Here is a 21,723-nt window from a genome sequence, read left to right as displayed (position 1 = left end):
GCGTTCAGTCCGCCAGCGCTCAGTCCGCCAGCAGCTCCAGGCAGGCCCGCATCACCGGCGGATGGAACGCCATCTGCACATGCGCCACGCCGGGCACGAAGCGGTTGTCCGCGCCGGGCAGCGTGGCGGTGCCGGCCGGAAAGACGATGTTGTCGCAGCTGGAATAAAAGCAGGTGAATAGAGCCGCGCGCCCGGGCGGCTCGGCGCGGCGCAGGGCCTGCACCCATTCGCCCTCCAGCGCCATCTGCCGGCCGTTCACCGCGTGGCTGAAGCGGCCGGCCCAGGTGCCGCCGTGGGGCGAGCCGAGCGTGATGACGCGGTGGGCGCAGGCCTCGGCCCGGCCGGCGTCGCAGGCCCGCAGCCAGGCCCGCGCGGCGATGCCGCCCATGCTGTGGCCGATGACGACGGGCGCGCGGCCGGTGGCCTCGGTCACGCGGCCCACGGCCGCGTCGATGGTGGCGGCGTAGTCGTCGATGGAGCCGAAGGGCGGCTCCAGGTCCACCGCCACAAAGGCATGGCCGCGCTCGCGCAGCAGCGGCAGCCAGGGCGTCCAGAACCCCCGGTTGCAGAGGAAGCCGTGCACCAGCACCACGCCGCGCGGCGCCGGGCCGGGCTCGCCGCGGCGCTCGGGCAGCCAGTCGGCGATGGCGCCGCGGCGGAAAGGCTGCCACCAGCCGAACACCCGCGTGGCCCAGCCGCTTTCGGCCCACCAGGCCCGCAGCATCTGCCCGGCGCCGGGCGCGGGCGAAGGGTCGGCCCGGTTGGCGCGGGCCATCAGCACGAACTGCAGCCCCATCAGCAAGCGAAAGCCCAGCAGCGCCAGCACCGGCCCGCCCAGCGCCCAGCCGGGCGAGCGGGGGCCATTGCCAGGCGATCCAGGCGGCGGTGAGCGCCAGGTTGACGAAGACCATCCAGCGCTGCCAGCGTGCGTTGCTCAAGGGGCTGCCTTTCCAGGGGGCATCGCGGCGCCCACGCGCCGTGACGCTATGCATTTGATAGCTATCCGCGCTTGAATTTCAAGCGCCGGAGGCCATTTTCGTCAATAAACGTCGCGCCGGTAGCGCCCGGCGGCGATGAGGTCGTCCAGTGCGTCGCTGCCCAGCACCTCGGCCAGCGCGGCGTCCACGCCGGCGGCCATGCCCTGCAGGCTGCCGCAGACGTAGATCACCGCGCCGTCGTCCACCCAGGCGCGCAGGACGTCGGCGGCGTCGCGCAGCGCGTCCTGCACGTAGCGGCGCTCGGGCTGGTCGCGGGAATAGACGAAGTCGCCCCGCGCGATCTGGCCGGCCGCCAGCCAGCCGGCGGCCTCGGTCTCGCAATAGGCATCGCAGGCGCGCTGGCGTTCGCCGAACAGCAGCCAGTTGCGGTGGCGCCCGCCGCGGATGCGCGCCAGCAGGTGGCCGCGCAGGCCGGCATAGCCCGAGCCGTTGCCGATGAAGATCGCGGGGGCTTGCGCGCCAGCTTGCGCGCCGCTTTGCATGGCGCCGTCCTCGGCGGGCGCGAAGGCCATGTTCTCGACCAGCCGCAGCGCGACCGGCGCGCCCAGCGGCGCATGCGCCGTGAGCCAGCCCGACGCCAGGCCGAAGCCGGCCTCGTGCCGCACCTGGCGCACCAGCAGCGCCAGATGGCCGTCGCCGGGCAGCGAGGCCACCGAATAGCTGCGCGCCGCCAGCGGCTGCAGCGTGTCGGCCAGGGCCTGCCAGGCGCCGGCCGGCGGCGTGCCGGCATCCGCGCCGGTCAGGGCCGGCGTCTCGGCCGGCACGGGCAGCACGCTGCACGCCAGCGCGTCGCGCAGGCTCACCGTCCGGCCGGCCCGGCGCACCGGGGCATCACCCGGCCAGCCGTGGCGCCGCAGCAGCGTGTCGAGGGTGGCGTCGTCATGGCGCGGCAGCACTTCGACCAATGCGCCGGCCTGCCAGCCGGGGGCGGGCGCGCCGGGCGGCGGCGTGAGCTGCAGGGCGAAGAGCGGCGCGCCCTGGCTGCCGGGGTTGCACAGCGCGCGCGCCGCCAGCGTCCAGTCGGCGAAGGCCGGGGCGCCGACATCGCCCAGCAGGGGCGGGGCCGCATCGGCCGCCGCCGCCAGCCCGGGCGCGTTCAGGTGGCCGGCCAGCGCAGCCAGCCACGCGGGCCAGGCGGCCGCGTCCTCGCCGTCCATCTCGATCAGCGGGAAGAGCGGCTGCGCGCCCAGGCGGCGCAGCTGGTGGTCCAGCGCATGGCCGAAGCCGCAGAAGGCGGCGTAGTGCCGGTCGCCCAGCGCCAGCAGGCCGTAGCGCACCGGCGCCAGCGCCGTGCCCTGCGCCTGGGCCAGGTTGCGGGCGAAGCGCCGGGCCGCGTCGGGCGGGTCGCCCTCGCCGAAGGTGCTGGCGATGAACAGCACGCGGCGGTGATGGCGCAGCGCTTCGGCGCCCAAAGTGGCCACAGGCGCGAGCGTGGCGGCGAGCCCGGCGCCGCGCAGCAGGGCGGCGGTGCGCACGGCCAGCCGCTCGGCCCGGCCGGACTGGCTGGCATAGGCCACCAGCACGGCGTCGTCGCCCGTCGCCGCCGGGGCCACCGGCGGGGCCGACGCGGCGAGCGCCGCGCGTTCGGCGCGCACGGCGCGGGCGCGGCGCCGCCGGTCCAGGTACAGCAGCCAGCCGGTGATGGCGAAGAGCGGCATGGCCAGCGAGGCCAGCGTCATCACGATGCGCCCCGGCAGGCCGAAATACGTGCCCATGTGCAGCGGGTAGATGGCGGCCACGGCGCGGCGGCCGGGCGGCAGGTCGGCAAAGCGCTCGTCCTGCTGCACCGTGCCGTCCGGCCGCAGCCGCAGCTGGTTGCGGGCGCGTTCGTGCGCCGCGTCCGCGCCCAGCCAGGCGATCTGCAGGGGCTGGCCGGCCCGCTCGGGCATGCGCAGGTCGGCCCTGCGCCAGCCCGGCGCCAGGCGCTCGAAGGCCGACCAGGCCGGCGCGAGGTCGGCCGGCGCGGGCGGCGTGCGCTCGGCCGCCGGCGCCCCGTTCGCGGGCCGGGGCGCGGGGGCCATGGCGGCGGCCCGGGCGGGCACGCCGGCCCAGCGGTCCACCGGCGCGCGCACCGCGTCGAACGCCCAGTAAAGGCCCGTGGCCGCAAACACGACATAGGCCACCAGCGCCCAGGTGCCCGCCACCGAATGCAGGCCCCACAGGAACGAGCGGCCCTTGAGCGCCGGGTCGAACGTGAGCCAGGCGCGCCACGACAGCGGCCGGCGCGGCCAGCGCAGATAGAGGCCCGACAGCGCCAGCCCCAGCAGGCAGGCAGCGAGGATGCCTGTGACGGTGCGGCCGTCGCTGCGCGGCAGCAGCAGCCAGCGGTGCAGCGACTCCACCCAGTCGAAGAAGGCCGCGCCGCGCTGGGCGGGCAGCACGGCGGCGGTGTAGGGGTCGATGAACACGGCCTCGCCCCGGCGCTGGCCGGGCGGCGGCGCGAAGCTCACCCGCGCCGAGCGCCCTGGCTCGGCCTGCACGGCGATGCGCTGCACCGTGCGTGTCTCGCCCGCCTGGCGCAGGGCCTGGGCGATCTGCGGCGGAGTGAGTGCCGGCGCGGCACGCGCGGGCACCGACGCGGTGCCGGGGTTGGCCCAGTCCAGGATCTCTTCATGGAAGGAGAACACCGCGCCGGACAGGCCGATGACGATGAGCACGGTGCCGGCGGTGATGCCGACGAACCAGTGCAGCTGGAACCAGAGATTCTTGAACGTGAGCGAAGGCGAGAGCATGGTCGGGGCGTGCGCGGCACGGCGGGGCGGTATCCATACCGCCGCGACGCCGCCCCGTTAATGCGAACCAATTGTATTGACCCTGCGCGCCGCCACCCGCTGTCACCTGCATGACGCAGCCCTGGGTAGGCCCCGAGGCGGGCGGGCGCGGTGGCTCCCACAATGCCCGTTCGAAGGAGACACCCATGACCCTGCAACGCCCCTGGCTGGCGCACTACCCCGCCGGCGTGCCGCACGACATCGATCCCGACCGGTACCGCTCGGTGGCGCACCTGCTCGAGGAATCGTTCGGAAAGCACGCCGCCCACCCGTTCTCGGTGTGCATGGACCGGTGGATGAGCTACGGCGAGCTGGACCGCCTCTCTGCCCAGCTGGGCGCCTGGCTGCAGGGCCAGGGGCTGGCGCCCGGGGCGCGCGTGGCCATCATGCTGCCCAACGTGCCGCAGTTCGCCGTGACCATGGCGGCGGTGCTGCGGGCGGGCTACACCTGCGTGAACGTGAACCCGCTCTACACGGCCCGCGAGCTGGAGCACCAGCTCAAGGATTCCGGCGCCGAGGCCATCTTCATCCTGGAGAACTTCGCCTGCACGCTGGCCGAGGTGATCGACCGCACCGCCGTGCAGCACGTGGTGATGGCCGCCATGGGCGACCTGCTGGGGCCGGTCTACGGCCGCTGGATCACCTTCGCCGTGCGGCACCTGGCCAAGATGGTGCCGGCCTATGCGCTGCCGCTGACGGGCAGCCGCCGGGTCACCACCTTCCCCGAAGCGCTGGCGCAGGGGGCCGCCCGCACGCTGGCGCCCAGCACCGCCACGCTGGAATCGGCCGCCTTCCTGCAGTACACGGGCGGCACCACCGGCCTGTCGAAGGGCGCGGTGCTGACCCACCGCAACATCGTCGCGGCCACGCTGCAGGCCGAGGCCTGGTTCACGCCGGCGCTGGCCCGGGTGGGCGACGTGAGCCGCGCCAACTCCATCGCCGCGCTGCCGCTCTATCACATCTTCGCGCTCACGCTCTGCCTGCTGGCCATCCGCCAGGGCTCGCACCTGACGCTGATCCCGAACCCGCGCGACATCCCGAAATTCGTCGCCGTGCTGAAAAAGCGCCCCTTCCACATGTTGCCGGCGGTGAACACGCTGTTCAACGCGCTGCTGCAGAACGCCGACTTCCGCGCGCTCGACTTTCAGCCGCTGTGCGTGTCGCAGGCGGGCGGCATGGCGGCCAGCGAGAGCACGGCGCGAGAGTGGCAGAAGGTCACGGGCAGCACCATGATCGAAGGCTGGGGCATGAGCGAGACCTGCGCCATCGGCACCAACAACCCGGTCAGCAACACGGCCTTCACCGGCACCATCGGCCTGCCGTTGCCGGGCATCGACATCGCCATCAAGAACGACGCGGGCGAGAGCCTGCCCCTCGGCGAGGCGGGCGAGATCTGCATCAAGGGCCCGAACGTGATGCAGGGCTACTACCAGCAGCCCGAGGAGAACGCCCGCGCCTTCACCGCCGACGGCTTCATGCGCACGGGCGACATCGGCGTGATGGACGAGCGCGGCTACACCCGCATCATCGACCGCAAGAAGGACATGATCCTGGTGAGCGGCTTCAACGTCTTCCCCAACGAGCTGGAGCAGGTGGTGGCGCTCTGCCCCGGCGTGCTGGAATGCGCGGCCATTGGCATCGCCGACGAAAAGCAGGGCGAGGCGATCAAGGTCTTCGTGGTGCGCAGCGACCCGGCGCTGACCGAGGACGACGTGGCGCGCTACTGCGAAGAGAACCTGACCGGCTACAAGCGGCCCCGGCACATCGAGTTCCGCGACAGCCTGCCCAAGACCAACGTGGGCAAGATCTTGCGGCGGGAGCTGCGCGGGCCGGCGGCCTGACTGGCGCGCGCGGCCCGATGCGTCAGGGCTGCCCGTCGAAGCTCGCCACGCTGGCGGGCAGCTCCACCCAGGCATGCCGCCGCCGCGTCCAGATCTGCCGCTGCGGCGTGCCCAGCTGCTGGCGCTGGCGGATGGTGCCCACCCTGAGCGAATAGGCGGCGGGCCGGTCCACGTCGCAGGCATAGAGCGCGCTGCCGCACACCTCGCAGAAGGCCAGCAGCCGCCGGCGGCCGCTGTCCGCCGTCTTGACATAGGTGCGCGGCGTGCCGCGAACCAGCCGAAAGCCCGCCGCCGGCGCCGGGATGTTGGCGCGCATCACCGAGCCCGACTGCGCCTGGCAGTCGTCGCAGTGGCAGACCGTGATGCTGCCGGGCTGCACCTCGGCCTCGTAGGCGATGGCGCCGCAATGGCACTGGCCGTCGATCTTCATCATCGCTGGTTCCTTCCATGGGGATGCAGGCCCGACTTTAAGGCAGCGCTGAACAAGCCCCTCGCGCGCGGCGCATCTCTGCCGGGGGCGGTCTGCTGCGTTGCCAATCCTCGCAATAGCTGCGGCTATTGCTGCGGTTGGCGCCTTGCAGCCCATCCCCCGAGCAGAGCGCGCCGCATCGCGGGGACTTGTTCAGCGCTGCCTTAGGCGCCGGGGGGCGCGGGCGGGCGCGGAAGTCCGCCGATTCCGGGGACCGGGCAGCGCACCAGGCCGGATTTTTTGCCGCCGCCACGCCTGTCTCCAAAAAGTTTCCGACTGGTGATTCGGTTACGGCATTCCACGGCGCAGGCAGCCGATCCGCCGCGCCGGCCACTGTGTGACGCAGTTACCGACCGGCTGCCCGCCATCGGCCCGCGGCTTGGGAAGACCCCCGCCATTAGGGGTAATCCACCACGCGCAAACGTTTGCGCAAACGTTTTACATCGCTAACATCCGCCACCTCGGCCACGCCGGAACGGGCACGGCGACCCGCCGCCAGCCCCGGCTCCGTCGGCTTTTCGCTCAAGGGGTGCCGCCGACGCCCCACGTTCCGCGCCCGCACCGCATCACCACACTGGAGACACCATGCCGTTCACCCGCCGCACCACCATCCACACCGCCGCCGCCCTCGCCCTGATGGGCGGCCTGCTGGCCAGCCCCGCCTTCGCGCAGGATGGCGGCAAGCCCAAGATCGCCCTGGTCATGAAGTCGCTGGCTAATGAATTCTTCCGCACGATGGAAGACGGCGCCAAGGCGCACCAGAAGGCGCACGCCAGCGAATACACGCTGGTGTCCAACGGCATCAAGAACGAAACCGACACCGCCGCGCAGATCAAGATGGTCGAGCAGGCCGTGGCGCAGAAGGCCAGCGCCATCGTGCTGGCCCCGGCGGATTCGAAGGCCCTGGTGCCGGCCGTGAAGGCGGCCATCGACAAGGGCGTGATCGTCGTCAACATCGACAACCGGCTGGACGCCGACGCCCTGAAGGAAAAGAACATCAACGTGCCCTTCGTCGGCCCGGACAACCGCGCCGGCGCCAAGCTGGTGGGCGACTACCTGGCCAGGCAGCTGAAGGCGGGCGACAAGGTCGGCATCGTCGAGGGCGTGTCCACCACCTTCAACGCGCAGCAGCGCACGCTGGGCTATCAGGACGCGATGAAGGCCGCGGGCATCAACGTGGTGGGCGTGCAGTCCGGCCAGTGGGAGATCGAGAAGGGCAACACGGTCGCCGCCGGCATGCTGCGCGAGCACCCCGACCTGACGGCCCTGCTGGCGGGCAACGACAGCATGGCGCTGGGCGTGGTCGCCGCCGTGAAGGCCGCCGGCAAGACCGGCAAGGTGCAGGTGGTGGGCTACGACAACATCCAGGCCATCAAGCCCATGCTGGCCGACGGCCGCGTGCTGGCCACCGCCGACCAGTACGCCGCCAAGCAGGCCGTGTTCGGCATCGAGCTGGCGCAGAAGGCCCTGGCCGCCAAGACCCCGCAGGCCCAGCTGCCCGCCGAGGTGAAGACCGACGTGGTGCTGGTGACCAAGGGCAGCAAGTAAGCCCGGTCGGGCTGCGGTGGCCCGCCTCCCGTTCGCACTGAACCGAATGCGGGACACCACCGGACCCATCGACCCTGGAACGCTCACCCGTGAAGCCCCGCCCCTCCCCCATGCCCCACACGCCTTCACCCACCCCCGCCACGCCCTTGCTGCACATCGACGCGGTGGGCAAGGACTACCACGGCACCACCGTGCTGCACGACGTGACGCTGGCGCTGAACGCGGGCGAGGTGCTCGCGCTCACTGGCGAGAACGGCGCGGGCAAGAGCACGCTGTCCAAGATCGTCTGCGGCCTGACGCCCGCCACGCGGGGCGGCATGCGGCTGGCGGGCGCCGCTTATCCGCCCGCATCGCGCCAGGACGCCGAGCGCCAGGGCGTGCGCATGGTGATGCAGGAGCTGGGCCTGGTGCCCACGCTGACCGTGGCCGAGAACCTGCTGCTGGGCCGCATGCCCAGCACCGCCGGCTGGGTGCGGCGCGCCGAGCTGCATGCCGCCGCCCGCGCGCAGCTGGCCAAGATCGGGCTCGAATCGATCGACCCGGCCACGCCGGTGGCGCGGCTGGGCATCGGCCAGCAGCAGATGGTGGAGATCGCCCGCAACCTGCAGGACGACACGCGCATCCTGGTGCTGGACGAACCCACGGCCATGCTGACCCCGCGCGAGACGAACTACCTGTTCGAGCAGATCGCGCGGCTGACGGCGCGGGGCGTGGCCATCGTCTACGTGTCGCACCGGCTGGAAGAGCTGCGCCGCATCGCCGACCGCGTGGCCGTGCTGCGCGACGGCCGGCTGGTGGACGCCTGCCCGATGGCGGGCCTCTCGGAGGACGACCTGGTGCGCCGCATGGTGGGCCGATCGGTGAACGACCTGGAACACCGCCCGCGGCGGGCCGCCGGCGCGGTGGTGATGCAGGTGAACGGCATCGGCCGCGCCGGCGCCGTGCAGGACGTGAGCCTGGAATTGCGCGCCGGCGAGGTCTTCGGCATCGCCGGGCTGGTGGGCTCGGGCCGCACCGAACTGCTGCGCCTGCTCTACGGCGCCGACCGGGCCGACCGTGGCAGCGTGTCGCTGCCGGTGGACGATTTCAAGCCAAATCAGGCTGTAGCGCTTGATGCACCAGCGCATACAGCTATCAAAGATATAGCAAAAGGTGTTTTCAAGACCTTTGCCAGGGGTTTCCGGTCGCCCCTGCAGGCCATGGCCGCCGGCGTGGGCCTGGTGACCGAAGACCGCAAGTCGCAAGGCCTGCTGCTGGCGCAGCCGATCCGCGTCAACGCCACGCTGTCCGACCTGTCCGCCGTCTCGCGCGGCGGCTGGCTGCAGGGCGCGCGCGAGCACGGCCTGGTACAGGGCTTCATCCGCACGCTGCGCATTCGCTGCACCAGCGGCGAGCAGCCGGTGGGCCAGCTCTCGGGCGGCAACCAGCAGAAGGTGGTGTTCGCCCGCTGGCTGCACCGGCCGGTGCGCGTGCTGCTGCTGGACGAGCCCACGCGCGGCGTGGACGTCGGCGCCCGAGCCGAGATCTATGGCGAACTCGACCGCATGGCCGCCGAGGGCCGCGCCCTGCTGATGGTGTCGTCCGACCTGCGCGAGCTGATGGCCATGGCCGACCGCATCGGCGTGATGAGCGCCGGCCGGCTGGTCGCCATCTTCGAGCGCGGCGAGTGGACCGAGCAGTCGCTGCTGGCCGCCGCCTTTTCCGACGCCGCGGGCCGCCCCGCCCCGGCGCAACCCGTTTCCCCCGTCGCCGCATGAACCCCTCCACGCCCCCCTCCACCACCGCTGCGGCCGCGCCCGCAACCCCATCCGCCACGCCGATCTGGCGCACCCAGCTGGGCACCTACCTGGGCCTGGCCCTGGTGCTGGCCGGCATGGTGGGCCTTTTCTCCTGGCTGTCCGAATACTTCTGGAGCATGGAGACCTTCGTCACCATCGCCAATGAAATTCCGGCGCTGGCCGTGATGGCCGTGGGCATGACCTTCGTGCTCATCATCGCGGGCATCGATCTGTCGGTGGGCTCGGTGATGGCGCTGGCCGCCGCCACCTCGGCCGCCGCCATCCTGCAGTGGGGCTGGCCGGTGCCGGCCGCCGCCGCGCTGGCGCTGGCGACGGGCCTGGTCTGCGGCACCATCACCGGGGCCATCTCGGTCGCCTGGCGGCTGCCGTCCTTCATCGTGTCGCTGGGCATGCTGGAGGCCGTGCGCGGCAGCGCCTACCTGGTGACCGATTCGCGCACGCAGTACGTGGGCGACGCCATTTCCTGGCTGGCCGCGCCGCTGGTGGGCGGCATCTCGGTGGCGTTCCTGATCGCGCTGGTGCTGGTGGTGGTGGCGCAGCTGGTGCTCTCGCGCACGGTGTTCGGGCGCAGCGTGGTGGGCATCGGCACCAATGAAGAAGCCATGCGCCTGGCGGGCGTGGACCCTCGCCCGGTGCGCATCATCGTCTTCGCCGCCACCGGCCTGCTGGCGGGCCTGGCGGGACTGATGCAGTCGGCCCGGCTGGAAGCCGCCGACCCCAACGCCGGCAGCGGCATGGAGCTGCAGGTGATCGCCGCCGTGGTGATCGGCGGCACCAGCCTGATGGGCGGGCGCGGCTCGGTGGTGACCACCGCCTTCGGCGTGCTGATCATCGCCGTGCTGGAGGCGGGCCTGGCCCAGGTGGGCGCAAGCGAGCCGAGCAAGCGCATCATCACCGGCTGCGTGATCGTCGCCGCCGTCATCATCGACACGCTGCGCCAGCGCCGCGCCACGCACTAGCCCCCCCCCGATCCCATGGCCACGATCAAGGACGTCGCCCGCCACGCCGAGGTGTCCGTCACCACGGTGTCGCACGTGGTCAACGGCACGCGCCACGTCAGCGCCGAGGGGCGCGAGCGCGTGGAGCAGGCCATCCGCGCGCTGGGCTACGTGCCCAGCGCCATCGCCCGCAGCCTGAAGCGCAACAACACGCGCACGCTGGGCATGCTGATCCCGAACAGCTCCAACCCCTACTTCGCCGAGATCGTCCACGCCGTGGAAGACCGGGCCTTCGGCGCGGGCTACAACGTCATCCTGTGCAACACCAACGACGAGCCGCACCGCCAGGGCAGCTACCTGCAGGTGCTGGCCGAGCGCCGCATCGACGGGCTGATCGTCGTCTCCACCGGCCAGGACGCCACCCTGCCCACGCAACTGGCGGGCCTGCAGGTGCCCACCGTGCTGGTGGACCGGGAGGTCGAGATTGACGAGCAGCCGGGCGACCTGGTGGAGACGGCGCACATGCAGGGCGGCCTGCTGGCCACGCAGCACCTGCTGGCGCTGGGCCACCGGCGCATCGCCTGCATCCACGGCCCGGCGGGCCTGCGCCCGAGCGAGCAGCGCATCGCCGGCTGGCGCAGCGCGCTGGCCGCCGCCGGCTGCGAGCATGGCGACGCGCTGCTCTGGAACGGCCACTTCACCAGCCAGGGCGGGCACGACGCCATGCAGGCGATGCTGGCGGCCCATGCGGACGCCGCCAGCGCGCCGCCCACCGCCGTCTTCGTGTGCAACGACCTGATGGCGATGGGCGCGCTCTGCGCCGCGCACGAGCGCGGCTTGCGCGTGCCCAAGTCGCTCTCCCTCGTCGGCTTCGACGACATCGAGCTGGCCGCCTTCACCAGCCCGCCGCTCACCACCGTCGCCCAGCCCAAGCTGCGCATCGGCGCGCTGGCGGTGGAGATGCTGCTCGAACGCATCGACGGCCGGCGGCAGGCCGCCCGGCAGGTGATGCTGCAGCCCGAGCTGCGCGTGCGCGCCTCCACCGCGGCGCCTTGCGCCGACATCCCTGCCCCGGCTTCCTCCCCGTCTCTAGCCCCCGCCCATGAATGACCGCGTGACCACGCCCCGCATCGCCGTCGTCGGCAGCCTCAACATGGACCTGGTGCTCCAGGTCGACCGCGCGCCGGAGGGCGGTGAAACCGTGCTGGCCCAGGGCCTGCGGCTGATACCCGGCGGCAAGGGCGGCAACCAGGCCGTGGCCTGCGCGCGCCAGGGCGCCCGCGTGGCGCTGTTCGGCCGCGTGGGCGACGACGACCACGGCCGCGCCCTGCGCGCCGCGCTGGAGGCCGACGGCATCGACCACGGCGGCGTGCTGACCGACCCCATCGAGCCGACCGGCGTGGCCGTCATCACGGTGGAGGCGGGCGGCCAGAACCGCATCGTCGTGGTGCCGGGCGCCAACGGCCGCTTCACGCTCGATGCCGGCCTGCTGCACGCCGCCCTGCACGGCGCGGGCGGCCTGGTGCTGCAGTTCGAATGCCCCCTGGCCGAGGTGCTGGCCGCCGCCCACCAGGCCCGCGCCGCCGGCTGCCCGGTGCGGCTCAACCCCTCGCCCATCCAGCCGCTCCCCGCCGCGCTCTGGCCGCTGGTCGACACGCTGGTGGTCAACGAAGGCGAAGCCGCCGCGCTCGCCGGCCTGCCCGTCGCCACGCCGCGAGAGGCCGCCGCCGCCGCGCAGGCGCTACGCGCGCGCGGGCCGGCGCAGGTGGTGGTCACGCTGGGCGCCGCCGGCGCCGTGGCGGCCGATGGGGCCGGCTGCCGCCACCACCCCGGCATCGCCGTGCGCGCCGTGGACACCACCGCCGCCGGCGACACCTTCCTGGGCGCGCTGTCGGTCGCCCTGGCGCGCGGCGACACGCTGGACGCCGCCGTGGAAGGCGGCATGCGCGCCGCGGCCCTGTGCGTGACCCAGCCCGGCGCGCAGCCCTCCATTCCCACCCGGGCCGCCGTGCTGCAGAGCCCGCCCGCCCCCGCCTGGACCGCCCTGCCATGAAACGCACCACCCTGCTCCATGCCGAACTCTCCCACGCCATCGCCAGCCTGGGCCATGGCGACATGCTGGTCATCGGCGACGTGGGCCTGCCCATACCGCCGGGGCCGCGCCGCATCGACCTGGCGCTGACGCCGGGCATCCCGTCCGTCGCCGACGTGCTGCGCGCCGTGCTGTCCGAGATGCAGGTGGAACGCGCCGTGATCGCCGCCGAGGCCGTGGCACGCGAAGGCGGCGGCCTGCCCGGCTGGTGCGCGCTGCCGGTCACGCCCGGCCAGGTGCCGCATGAAGACTTCAAGCGCCTGACGGCCCAGGCGCGGGTGATGGTGCGCACGGGCGAGTGCACGCCCTACGCCAACGTAGTGCTGGTGGCGGGCGTGACGTTCTGACCGGTTCCGGCAGCCGCACGCGGCGCGGTGGTTTTTGCCAGAGTTTCCCCAGACCGTGTGGTCGATCTCGCGGGGGATCGCCCACCCGCTCTCAGGCGTCCTGCCGGGGCTCCGTGACCGATGTGGGCAGCTGGATGGTGAATTCCACCGTCCCCTCGCCGCTGGCGCCCACCACGTCTCCACCGTGGGCCCTCGCGATCTGCCGGGCGATGAAGAGGCCCAGCCCCAGATGTGTTCGCTCGGTCCGCACGGATGGCGAGTCACGCTGACGCAGCGGCTCGAAGAGCGGCTCCATCTCGCCCGCAGGGATATGGCCGGCGTTCTTCACCGATATGCGCGCCACCGGGGAGCCGTCGGCCACGGTGACCAGCACGGGCTGGCCGGCCTCCCCGTGCTTCACCGCGTTGGAGACGAGATTGGAGAGCGCCTCGCGCACGCGCGATGCATCGACCTCCGCGTGCAACGGGTCGGTGGCGATCAGCTGGATGTCGGCGTCAGGGTTGGCGGCCCGCAGCAGCTCGAGCTCGTCTGCGCAGGCAGTCCGCAGGTCGGTGGCCCCGCGCTGCAACTGCATTCCCGCGCCGAACCCCGCCCGGTTGTATTCCAGCAGGGAGTCGAGCAATGAGGTGAGTCGTTTGACGGCGCGGGACAGCAGCGCCGTGTGATGCGTTGGCGCCGTGCCCGCGCGACGCATCACCTCGATGGTCAGCGCGATCGAGCTGAGCGGGCCTCGCAGGTCGTGGCCCAGCACCCCCAGAAAGATCTGGCGCCAACGCTCGCGCTCCTGCGCGTAGTACTGCACGGATTCGGCCACGGCCTGGTCGATCGCCTCGTTGAAACGGACGATGTCGTCCACCGAGCTCCCATCGACGTCGGCCTTGTCCATCCACAGCCGCAGGATGCTGGACCGCAGGGCGCGGAACTCGGCGACCAGCTGCTCGATACTGATGCCGCGGCGAGCGCGCAGGAGCCCATGGACCTGTGCCGAAGTCACCGCATCGCCCTCCGGCGCATCGCCATGCGATTTCTCGATGGACTGCTGCCTGGTCTGCGTCGTGCGCAAGTCTGCGGAAATGCTTTCGAGCAGATGCGGGAGGTGGTCGCGCAGGGTCTCTTCATTCGTGGCGGCCAGGGCAGGAATGGTTCGAGCGTAGGCGGACGCGGCGGAGAGGATGGCTTCGCGATCCGTTTCGAGAAATCTGGCCAGGCGCATTGCTTTTCTCACAAAGAGTTGGCGGTTTATACGTCGGAAGCGCGCCTCCTCCCCCATGGACTCTGGAATGTGAGCCCCTCACAGATTGTTACAGCGCTTTGGCCTACGCGCCGCGGCCGGGAGCGGGCCTAAGCTTTATGAATCCCCGACAGCGACAACCCATCGATGCCCACTCGAGCCATTCTGGTCGAAGACAGTGCAGCCATCCGCGCGACCCTGATTCCCGCGGTGCGCGAGCTTGCCGACGTGCAGGTCATCGCCTGCGCGGAAACCGTGACGGAGGCGCTCTCGGCCAGCGACAACCATGAGTGGCATTTGATGATCCTCGACATGTTCCTGCGGGAAGGCTCCGGGCTGACCGTGCTCGACCGGCTGCGCCATCGCAGCCCGCTGCAGCGCATCGTGGTGCTCACCAACTACGCGACGGCGGACATGCGGGAGCGATGCACCCAGCTCGGTGCCAATGCGGTGTTCGACAAGTCCACCGAACTCGACGAATTCTTCGACGACTGCGCGCGAATCCACTGACGTTCCGCCCCCTCGAAGATTCCTGAGACGGCTGCTGGCAGACCCCCTCAGGCTTCAGGTGGCCCGCCCTGGTACACCCGGTAGCCGTTGCGCCCGGCATGCTTCATCTCGTACAAGGCCCGGTCTGCCTGCGCCACCAGGTCCGACAGCGCCAGTGCCGGCCGTTGCTCGAACCGCGTCGAGGTCACCCCGACGCTGATCGTGACCATGCCCTCCGGGCTTCCCGGATGCTCGACCCGCAGGCCCCGCACCGCTTCCAGGGCGCTCTGCGCGATCACGCGGGCGCCAGCGGCATCGGTTTCAGGGAGCACGATGATGAATTCCTCGCCGCCGTAGCGGGCCACGATGTCGCCCGGGCGTTGCGCCGTGGTCTGCAAGGCGCTGGCGACGAGGCGCAGGCATTCGTCGCCGGGCTGGTGGCCGAAGTGGTCGTTGTAGGCCTTGAAATGGTCGACGTCGAGCAGCAGCAGCGAGAGGTGGCGCCGGTGCCGGGCGCAGGTGGCCACCAGGGCGGCGGCCTGCGCGTCGAAGGCCCGGCGGTTCAGCAGATCGGTGAGCCCGTCGTGGGTGGCCAGGTGTTCCAGCCGGATGTTGGCGTCGCTCACCTGCCGGTGGGCCCGCACGATCTCTCGCTGCGCGTCGCTGCGCAGGCGGATCATCTGGATCACGAAGCGGCCGAAGACCGCGATCAGCACCGACAGCACGAACACGGTCAGGCACTGCACGGTGATCGAGCGCCACCAGCTGCGAAAGACTTCGCTCTCGGCGCGGGCGACGGCGGCCACCACCGGGTGGTTCTGGGTGAATTCGAAGCCCAGCACCCGGGCCACGCCATCGACGGGCGATCGCATGCGGGTCGTGCCGGCACGGGCCCGCTTGAGCTCGCTGGCGATATACGGGTTGCCGATGTTGCGCCCCAGGTCGCTGGCCGCGAAGGGCCGCCGGACCAGGATGGTGCCGTCCGCCAGCGTGAGCGCGGCGGCGCCGTGCTCGCCGATGGAAAAGCCCTCCAGCACCGCCCGGGCGTAGTCCACCTTGATCGACGCCAGCACCACCCCAGCGAAGCGGCCCTCGGAATCGTTGAGCCGCCGCGTCACCGGAATCACCCAGGTGCTGGAGAGCCGGGGCGTCAGCGGCGGGTTGATGAGCGTCATGGTGCTCGGGCTCGTCAGGTGCGCGAGGAAGTAGGGCCGGTCGGCGTTGCTGATGGTGGAGGAGCGACCGGGCTGCGTGCTGACGATGGAGCGGCCGTCCTTGTCGAAAACGAAGATTGAATGCAGGTGGTCGCTGTGGCTGAGCGTGTTCACCAGCTCGGGCTGCAGCGCCTCGATGTCCGGCGCCAGCAGGTCCCCCTGCTCGATGCGGAAAGCGATGTTCTCCACCGTGCGGGAGACATCGGAGAAGATCCCGTCGAAGTGCTGGGCGACGGCGTGCGACAGGTTGCGTGCCGATTCCTCGGCCAGGCCCAGTTCCTTCTGGTAGCTGCGCCACGCCAGCCAGGCATTGCTTCCGATCAGCGTCAACAGCGCGAAGGCGATGAACGCCACGACCACGCGCACCCCATTCAGGCGCCGCTGCACCTGGCCTGCGATCGATCCCGCGATGGTCTTTGCGTTCAGTCTCACCTGGGCTCCAGCGTGCGCGCTTGTGGGCGGAGGGCCATTGTCTTACGGCCCCCGCATCGCACTGCGGAAATGCGTAAAGCGGGGGGCGTGCCCTTCCAGCTCCGCAGCGCCCCCCTGGGCGCACGGTGCGTGCAGCGCCCGCCTAGAACCGCTCCCACCCCTGCAGGAACCGCCACCCGCCTTCCGGCACCTTGGCCAGCGGCACGCGCCCGATGCGAATGCGCTTGATCGCCTCCACCTGCAGGCCCACCGCCTCGCACATCGACGGGATCTGCCCGGGCCGGATGCCCTTGAGCGCGAAGCGCAGGCGGTTCTCGTTCTGCCAGCTGACCTTGATGGGCGGCAGCGGACGGCCGTTGAACGAGAGGCCGTGGCAGAGCCGCTCCAGCCCGCGCTCGGCGATCTGGCCCGACACGGTAACGATGCACTCCTGCTCCAGCGACTCGATGTCCTCGGCCAGCTTGCGGGCCACGCGGCGGTCCTGCGTGTAGACGACCAGGCCGCTGGCCGGGGTGGGCAGCGGCGTGAAGCATTCGAGCTGGCGGAAATGGCGCTGCAGCACGCGGATGCCGCTCGCGTCTTCGGCCGCATGCGTGTCGGCGCGCAGCAGCGTGACGGCCTGCGGCGCGCCCTGGCTGCGGCTGCCGTGGCTCTGGTGGTGGCCGGGGCCCTGCAACGGGGCGGCGCCCAGGCCGGCTTCATAGCCGGCGGGCTTGTGCAGCAGCAGGGTGACGGGGGTCAGCTCCAGCAGGCTGGCACCCTGCGCCAGCGCCACCGTCTGGCCGGGCGACACGCGGGCGCCGGGCGCTTCGACCACGCGGCCGTCGACGCTGACCCAGCCGCCTTCGATGTATTGCTCGGCCGTGGTGCGTGAGCAGTTCAGCTGTTCGGCCAGCCGCTTGGCCAGGCGCACGTGCTCGGGAGGGTTCTGCAATGGGTCGTCCTGTCGGTGGTCGTGTGGTGGGCCGGGTGCCGGCTGGGGAGGGTTGCGGTGTTCACGCATGGCCGGGCTCCATGGCGCGGATGCGCTCCACGTGGGCGATCAGCGATCGCTCGGCCACCGGCCAGAGCCGCTCGGGCACGTCGCCATAGGCATGCCGCACCCAGTCGCGCGTGCCGCCCTCGGGCAGCGCCTGCATGGCGGCCAGCACCTTGGCCTCGCGTGCCAGGCGGTGGGCCTTCAGGTGGGCGATGGCGCCGCGTGCGTCGCCCAGCACGTAGCCGTGCGCGGGCAGGATGAATTCCACGCCGTGCTGCGCGCAGAGCGCATCGAGCCGGTCCAGCGAATCGAGGTAGTCGGCCATGTTGCCGTCGGGTGGGTCCACCACCGTGGTGCTGCCGTTCAGGATGTGGTCGCCGCTGAAGAGCAGGCCGTCCTCGCGCAGCAGCAGGCAGAGGTGGTTGGCCGCGTGGCCGGGCGTGTGCACCACTTCCAGCGTGTGGGTGTTTTCGGGCGTTGGCGCAGGCGCAGCGAGCGTGAGCAGCTCTCCATTCGATAGCACCCGCTCGGGCGTGAACCGGCTGGCGGCGCGGGCCGTGGGGGCCGAGGGCAGCCCCAGCACCGGCGGGCGCGGCCGGCCGTGCGCGGCCACGCGGGCGGCCAGCGGCGCGGCGCCCGGCGAATGGTCGGGGTGCGAATGGGTGCAGACGATGGCGCGGATGTCGCCGCCCGCCGCGCGCCAGAGGCGCTCCAGGTGCGCTTCGTCCGCCGGGCCGGGGTCGATGGCGATGTAGCCCGTGTCCGGGTCGCCCACCAGGTAGCTGTTGGTGCCGGGGCCGGTCATCACGCCCGGGTTGGGCGCGGTGAGGCGCTGCACGTTCTTCAAAAGGGGCACGGGGCGCTCGGTCTGCCAGTCCAGCGCGTGCAGCATCTGGCCGTCGGGGCAGACCAGCGCCAGCTCGCCGAAGGGCGGCTCGTGCTCCATGTAGCGCGACTCCCGGCCGGCCAGCAGCCCGCTGCGCGGGCAGCTGGTCCAGAGCGGGGCCTGGTCCCGCTGCTGCGCCACGGCCTGCAGCACGGCGTCGGCGCTGGCGAAGGCGGCCAGGCGCTCCAGCGTGCGGATGGTCGGGAAGATCATGAAGAACTGGCCCGCCGCGTGCCGCGCCAGCGCGTCGGCCGGGCGCACCCACACGGGCTCGAACTGCTCGCGCTCGTCGGCCACCGGCTCCTGCCCCTCGGGCATGCGGGCGACGAGGAAGTGCACGTCGAAGCGCTTGGGCAGGTCGCGGTCGGCCGTCCAGTGCGCCAGCCAGAACATCGCGTCCGCCGCCGGCGCGAGGCCCCGCGCCTGGCACTGCGCCACGAACGGCGCGGCGCGGTCCAGCGCGGCGATGTCGGTGGCATCGGCGAAGCGCCCGTCGGCATGGCGCGCCAGCAGCACGCCCAGCTCCTCGAAGCTCTCGCGGATGGCGGCGACGGCCTGCGTCAGCTGCGCCGGCGACTGGCCGGGCCGGCGGCGCAGCGCCGCGTGCGTGGCGGGCGTCGAGTCCAGCGCGTCGACAGCGCCGCCCGGGAACACGTACGCGCTGGGGGCGAAGCTGGCCTGCGGCGAGCGCCGGGTCATCAGCACTTCGAGCACGGTGCCGGCCTCGCCATCGGCCGCGGGCGCGTCGCGCAGCAGCAGCACGGTGGCCGCGGCCCGCGGCGCCACGGGCTCGCGGTGGGGGTGGAGTTGTTGGGTGGTGCGGGGCATCGCCTCATTATCGGCAGAGTGCCGGGCTTCGGCAGTCACTCCTGAAAAGAGAGCGCCATGCCCAGGCGCAGCGGGCGCCACGGGCCATGTTCTTCATCGATTGCGATGCGGCTCCTGCGCCTTCGCCCCGGCCGGGCGCGCCGGTTCACGCCGGCCGGTGCCGGCGCCGGCGCCAGGCCAGCAACCCCAGCAGCGCGCTGGTCAGCGCCAGGCCGGCATGCGACAGCGTGGGCACGGCGGTGGCGTCGCCGGGCGCGGCCTGCGGCACCAGCATGGGCGCGAAGGGGTCGTCGATGACGCCCGGCGCCGGGTTGGAATCGCCCGCCTGGTCGTCCGTGACGGCATAGCTCACGGTGCGACGGTCGCTGCTCAGGGCCACATCGGCGTCGCGCAACTCGAACCACGCCGCTGTCCGTCCGGTGTCGGGCGGCCCGTACTTGAAGAAGCGCACGCCCGCAGGCAAGGGCTGCGGATAGGTCAGCGCCACCGTCAGCCGGTCGCCCGGACATCCGGTGGCGCGGAAGCTGAAGACACCTGCGGGCTGGGTGGCTCCGGCCGGCGCGCCGGCAGACAACGCGGCGTTGAACTGGGTCGAGTCCAGCGTGCAGGTGGCACGGCCGCCGCTGATCTGCACCGACGCCATGCCTGCCATGCCCGCCACGCCCGTGATCATGCCGCTGGCCCGGGTCTTCGCGGGCGTGGCGCCGACGGGGGGCGAGGCCTGGCTGGTGCCGACCGCGTTGGTGGCCCGCAGCGTGAACGTGTAGGTGTTGCCGTTGGTCAGGCCCGTGACCGTGCAGGTGGTGGCCGAGGCGGTGGGGGGCGTGCAGAAACCGGCCGGGTTGCCGATCACCTGGTAGCCCGTGATGGCGCTGCCGTTGGCCGCTGGCGCCGTCCATGTGAGCGTGACCTCGCCGTCGCCCGGCGTGGCGCTGGCCAGCACCGGTGTGGCGGGCACGCTGGCAGCGCCGTTGACCAGCACGCCGGCGGTGCTGGCGGCGCCGTTGAGCACCAGGCTGGCATCGTTGCCGGCGGCATCGCGCAGCGTGCCGCCCCGGGTCTGCAAGGCCCCGAGGGTGATGCCATTGGCATCGAGGTCGCTGGCCGCCACGGTGTAGCGGAACGTCAGCGCGCTGGCGCCCGATCCCGACACGTAGCCGGCCGTCCGCGCAGTGGACCCGATGGTCAGGGCGACCCCAGGCGTGCCTGCGGTCGCGTCCACGAAGACCGGCTCGTTGAAGTTCACGGTGAAATCGAGCACCTCGCCTGCGGTGTAGGTGGCGGATGCCGGCACGCCGACCGACGTGCTCTGCGGCCCGGTCGAGTCGATGGTGACGGAGAGCTGCGTGGAGTCGGCCGAGGTGTTCCCGGCGGCATCCGTTGCACGGGCCAGCAGCGTGTACGCGCCGTCCTGCGGGAACCGATGCTGGATGGCCCAGTTGCCTCCCGCGGCAGTCGTGGAGCCGAGCAGCAACGTCCCGGCCGGCGTGCCGTCGGTGGAGTACAGGGCCACCGTGCTGCCGGCCTCGGCCGTTCCGGTGAAGCGCGGTTCACGCGTGCGGGTGACGATGCCACCGCCGCTGGACTGGCCCGCGACGTCGCGGGGGTCCACGGCTGGCTGGGAAGGCGCGAGAGGCGCGGTGTGGTCGAGCACGTACACGGCGCCGGCCGTATAGCCCCCTTCGATGGCATCGCCAGCAGCGTTGGTGATGCCGGTACCGCCGGCCTTCAAATCCAGGCGTAGGACGCCATCACCCCTCAGGCCGGACACGGCCACCGTCCAGGTCGTCCCGCTGCCGGAAAGACCGGACAGGTCACCCATGGCGGAGCCTGCTGTGGTCAAGGTGAAATCGCCCAGGTCGATCCCCGTCACGCTCTGGCTGAAGCTCACGGTGTAGCTGACCGACGCCGTGCTGGCCGCGACGGCACCGCTTGCACCACTGGCGCGCACGATGGAGGTCACCGTGGGCGGGGTATAGATGGTCAAGTCCTGCGCGAGATAGCTGACGTTGCCCGCCGCGTCGGTGGCGGCCAGGTAGATGCGGTAGGTGCCGGCCGACAATGCCGTCCCGCCCACACTCAGCGTGGTGCCGCCGATGCTGAACGAAGGGTTGTCCGCATCGTTAGTGCCATCGCCGCTGGCCAGCGCGTATGTGACGGCGGTGGCATCCAGGGACGACAGCATGGCCACGGCAGCATGGGCTGAGGCGCCATCGCTGCGCACGCGGGTGCTGCTCAGCGCGAGGGAGGTCGGGGCGGTGGTGTCGATTACGACCACCAGCGGGTCGGAAGCCGGCGAAACGCCGCCGCCTGCGTCGGATGCTTTGGCGGTCAGAGTGTGCGAGCGTTCGGTCAACACGCTGCTGGTGATCGACCAGTGGCCTCCGATGGCCGTGCCCGAACCCAGCAAGGTGACGCCATCCGAGTCGTACAGTTTGACGGTGTCCCCGGCTTGCGCCGTGCCAGAGAAGGTAGGAGTGGTGGCGTTGGTGATGTTGTCGATGGAAGAAATGCCGCTGTCGGAGGCTGCGGTCATGTCCGGCGCGGAGGGCTGCTGCGCGGCCTGCGCGCTCAGGCTGGCCGCCATGGCCAGGCCTGCGGCCACCCGCACCCATGCCGGCCGTGCACGCAAGATCAGAGAGGGCCGGTTCCAGGCGGGAAGCGGCGAGAAATCGAGTGCAGCGAAGAGGCGCATGGGGCGGCAAAGCCCGCCAGCAGGAGGGCGGGCTTCGTCAAAAAAGGGAGGTACCGCCATTGTGGTAACCCAAGGCAGCCTGTGCGTTCCATGTAACGAAAAGTAGGCAAAGCATGCCTGGCGCACCCTGTCAACCGCGGATTCGCGCCAGCAGGCCAGCATTCAT

15 protein-coding genes and 1 pseudogene are annotated in these 21,723 nt (G+C 71.9%); 8 read left to right on the top strand and 8 right to left on the bottom strand.

What is annotated here, in order from left to right:
- Window positions 1-19 precede the first annotated feature (19 nt).
- Window positions 20-938, bottom strand: a pseudogene (locus tag ABWV53_RS15985) (esterase/lipase family protein).
- A 101-nt stretch (window positions 939-1,039) separates the two neighbouring features.
- Complete coding sequence (locus ABWV53_RS15980; protein ID WP_353367134.1) at window positions 1,040-3,730, bottom strand: PepSY domain-containing protein; 2,691 nt, start codon at window positions 3,728-3,730, stop codon at window positions 1,040-1,042.
- Window positions 3,731-3,921: 191 nt separating this feature from the next.
- Between ABWV53_RS15980 and ABWV53_RS15975 the strand changes: the two genes are divergently transcribed.
- A complete protein-coding gene (locus tag ABWV53_RS15975) occupies window positions 3,922-5,610 on the top strand; it encodes an AMP-binding protein (protein WP_353367145.1) in 1,689 nt (562 codons plus the stop codon).
- Between the two features lie 22 nt (window positions 5,611-5,632).
- Here the strand turns inward: ABWV53_RS15975 and ABWV53_RS15970 are convergent, their stop codons facing one another.
- Window positions 5,633-6,043: a GFA family protein gene (locus ABWV53_RS15970; protein WP_502903920.1), complete on the bottom strand. Its 411-nt coding sequence runs from the start codon at window positions 6,041-6,043 to the stop codon at window positions 5,633-5,635.
- 621 nt (window positions 6,044-6,664) lie between these two features.
- Between ABWV53_RS15970 and ABWV53_RS15965 the strand changes: the two genes are divergently transcribed.
- The 6 genes from ABWV53_RS15965 to rbsD all read left to right on the top strand — a co-directional run bounded on the left by ABWV53_RS15965 (window position 6,665) and on the right by rbsD (window position 12,803).
- Window positions 6,665-7,627, top strand: coding sequence for a sugar ABC transporter substrate-binding protein (locus ABWV53_RS15965; protein WP_353367133.1), 963 nt, complete (start codon window positions 6,665-6,667; stop codon window positions 7,625-7,627).
- Window positions 7,628-7,737: 110 nt separating this feature from the next.
- Window positions 7,738-9,384 carry a sugar ABC transporter ATP-binding protein gene (locus ABWV53_RS15960; RefSeq protein ID WP_353367132.1) on the top strand — a complete coding sequence of 549 codons (1,647 nt, stop codon included), beginning with the start codon at window positions 7,738-7,740 and terminating at the stop codon, window positions 9,382-9,384.
- Window positions 9,381-10,385, top strand: coding sequence for an ABC transporter permease (locus tag ABWV53_RS15955; RefSeq protein ID WP_353367131.1), 1,005 nt, complete (start codon window positions 9,381-9,383; stop codon window positions 10,383-10,385). Before ABWV53_RS15960 ends, ABWV53_RS15955 begins: the two co-directional genes overlap by 4 nt.
- 15 nt (window positions 10,386-10,400) lie before the next feature.
- Window positions 10,401-11,474: a LacI family DNA-binding transcriptional regulator gene (locus ABWV53_RS15950; RefSeq protein ID WP_353367130.1), complete on the top strand. Its 1,074-nt coding sequence runs from the start codon at window positions 10,401-10,403 to the stop codon at window positions 11,472-11,474.
- Entirely contained in the window at window positions 11,467-12,417 is a 951-nt protein-coding gene (locus ABWV53_RS15945) for a ribokinase (protein WP_353367129.1), read from the top strand. Before ABWV53_RS15950 ends, ABWV53_RS15945 begins: the two co-directional genes overlap by 8 nt.
- The gene (gene rbsD, locus ABWV53_RS15940) at window positions 12,414-12,803 is read left to right on the top strand and encodes a D-ribose pyranase (RefSeq protein ID WP_353367128.1); all 390 of its coding nucleotides are present in this window, start codon (window positions 12,414-12,416) and stop codon (window positions 12,801-12,803) included. The genes ABWV53_RS15945 and rbsD overlap by 4 nt, the downstream gene beginning before the upstream one ends.
- A gap of 91 nt (window positions 12,804-12,894) precedes the next feature.
- Here rbsD and ABWV53_RS15935 read toward each other — a convergent pair whose 3' ends face one another.
- The gene (locus ABWV53_RS15935; RefSeq protein WP_353367127.1) at window positions 12,895-14,016 is read right to left on the bottom strand and encodes a sensor histidine kinase; all 1,122 of its coding nucleotides are present in this window, start codon (window positions 14,014-14,016) and stop codon (window positions 12,895-12,897) included.
- Window positions 14,017-14,181: 165 nt separating this feature from the next.
- Here ABWV53_RS15935 and ABWV53_RS15930 point away from each other — a divergent pair, with 165 nt between their 5' ends.
- Complete coding sequence (locus ABWV53_RS15930; RefSeq protein ID WP_056670226.1) at window positions 14,182-14,544, top strand: response regulator; 363 nt, start codon at window positions 14,182-14,184, stop codon at window positions 14,542-14,544.
- A 47-nt stretch (window positions 14,545-14,591) separates the two neighbouring features.
- Here ABWV53_RS15930 and ABWV53_RS15925 read toward each other — a convergent pair whose 3' ends face one another.
- The 4 genes from ABWV53_RS15925 to ABWV53_RS15910 all read right to left on the bottom strand — a co-directional run bounded on the left by ABWV53_RS15925 (window position 14,592) and on the right by ABWV53_RS15910 (window position 21,557).
- Window positions 14,592-16,169, bottom strand: a complete 1,578-nt coding sequence (locus ABWV53_RS15925; protein WP_353367126.1) for a sensor domain-containing diguanylate cyclase — start codon at window positions 16,167-16,169, stop codon at window positions 14,592-14,594.
- A 142-nt stretch (window positions 16,170-16,311) separates the two neighbouring features.
- Window positions 16,312-17,172 carry an rRNA pseudouridine synthase gene (locus ABWV53_RS15920; protein WP_502903919.1) on the bottom strand — a complete coding sequence of 287 codons (861 nt, stop codon included), beginning with the start codon at window positions 17,170-17,172 and terminating at the stop codon, window positions 16,312-16,314.
- Entirely contained in the window at window positions 17,165-18,862 is a 1,698-nt protein-coding gene (locus ABWV53_RS15915) for an MBL fold metallo-hydrolase (RefSeq protein ID WP_353367124.1), read from the bottom strand. The genes ABWV53_RS15920 and ABWV53_RS15915 overlap by 8 nt, the downstream gene beginning before the upstream one ends.
- Before the next feature lie 145 nt (window positions 18,863-19,007).
- Complete coding sequence (locus tag ABWV53_RS15910) at window positions 19,008-21,557, bottom strand: IPTL-CTERM sorting domain-containing protein (RefSeq protein WP_353367123.1); 2,550 nt, start codon at window positions 21,555-21,557, stop codon at window positions 19,008-19,010.
- Window positions 21,558-21,723 lie beyond the last annotated feature (166 nt).

This window comes from Acidovorax sp. FG27, from assembly GCF_040365715.1.
Taxonomy (GTDB): Bacteria; Pseudomonadota; Gammaproteobacteria; order Burkholderiales; family Burkholderiaceae_C; genus Paracidovorax.
Note: the sequence above shows the minus strand (reverse complement) of the source record. Positions and strands in the feature narration are given on the sequence as shown.

What these genes read in the sequence shown, in the direction of transcription:
- ABWV53_RS15955 (WP_353367131.1), top strand. Translation starts at nt 9,381, where the DNA reads ATGAACCCCTCCACGCCCCCCTCCACCACCGCTGCGGCCGCGCCCGCA.
- ABWV53_RS15950 (WP_353367130.1), top strand. Translation starts at nt 10,401, where the DNA reads ATGGCCACGATCAAGGACGTCGCCCGCCACGCCGAGGTGTCCGTCACC.
- ABWV53_RS15915 (WP_353367124.1), bottom strand. Translation starts at nt 18,862, where the DNA reads ATGCCCCGCACCACCCAACAACTCCACCCCCACCGCGAGCCCGTGGCG.
- ABWV53_RS15930 (WP_056670226.1), top strand. Translation starts at nt 14,182, where the DNA reads ATGCCCACTCGAGCCATTCTGGTCGAAGACAGTGCAGCCATCCGCGCG.
- rbsD (WP_353367128.1), top strand. Translation starts at nt 12,414, where the DNA reads ATGAAACGCACCACCCTGCTCCATGCCGAACTCTCCCACGCCATCGCC.
- ABWV53_RS15910 (WP_353367123.1), bottom strand. Translation starts at nt 21,557, where the DNA reads ATGCGCCTCTTCGCTGCACTCGATTTCTCGCCGCTTCCCGCCTGGAAC.
- ABWV53_RS15960 (WP_353367132.1), top strand. Translation starts at nt 7,738, where the DNA reads ATGCCCCACACGCCTTCACCCACCCCCGCCACGCCCTTGCTGCACATC.
- ABWV53_RS15920 (WP_502903919.1), bottom strand. Translation starts at nt 17,172, where the DNA reads ATGCGTGAACACCGCAACCCTCCCCAGCCGGCACCCGGCCCACCACAC.
- ABWV53_RS15935 (WP_353367127.1), bottom strand. Translation starts at nt 14,016, where the DNA reads ATGCGCCTGGCCAGATTTCTCGAAACGGATCGCGAAGCCATCCTCTCC.
- ABWV53_RS15980 (WP_353367134.1), bottom strand. Translation starts at nt 3,730, where the DNA reads ATGCTCTCGCCTTCGCTCACGTTCAAGAATCTCTGGTTCCAGCTGCAC.
- ABWV53_RS15965 (WP_353367133.1), top strand. Translation starts at nt 6,665, where the DNA reads ATGCCGTTCACCCGCCGCACCACCATCCACACCGCCGCCGCCCTCGCC.
- ABWV53_RS15970 (WP_502903920.1), bottom strand. Translation starts at nt 6,043, where the DNA reads ATGATGAAGATCGACGGCCAGTGCCATTGCGGCGCCATCGCCTACGAG.
- ABWV53_RS15945 (WP_353367129.1), top strand. Translation starts at nt 11,467, where the DNA reads ATGAATGACCGCGTGACCACGCCCCGCATCGCCGTCGTCGGCAGCCTC.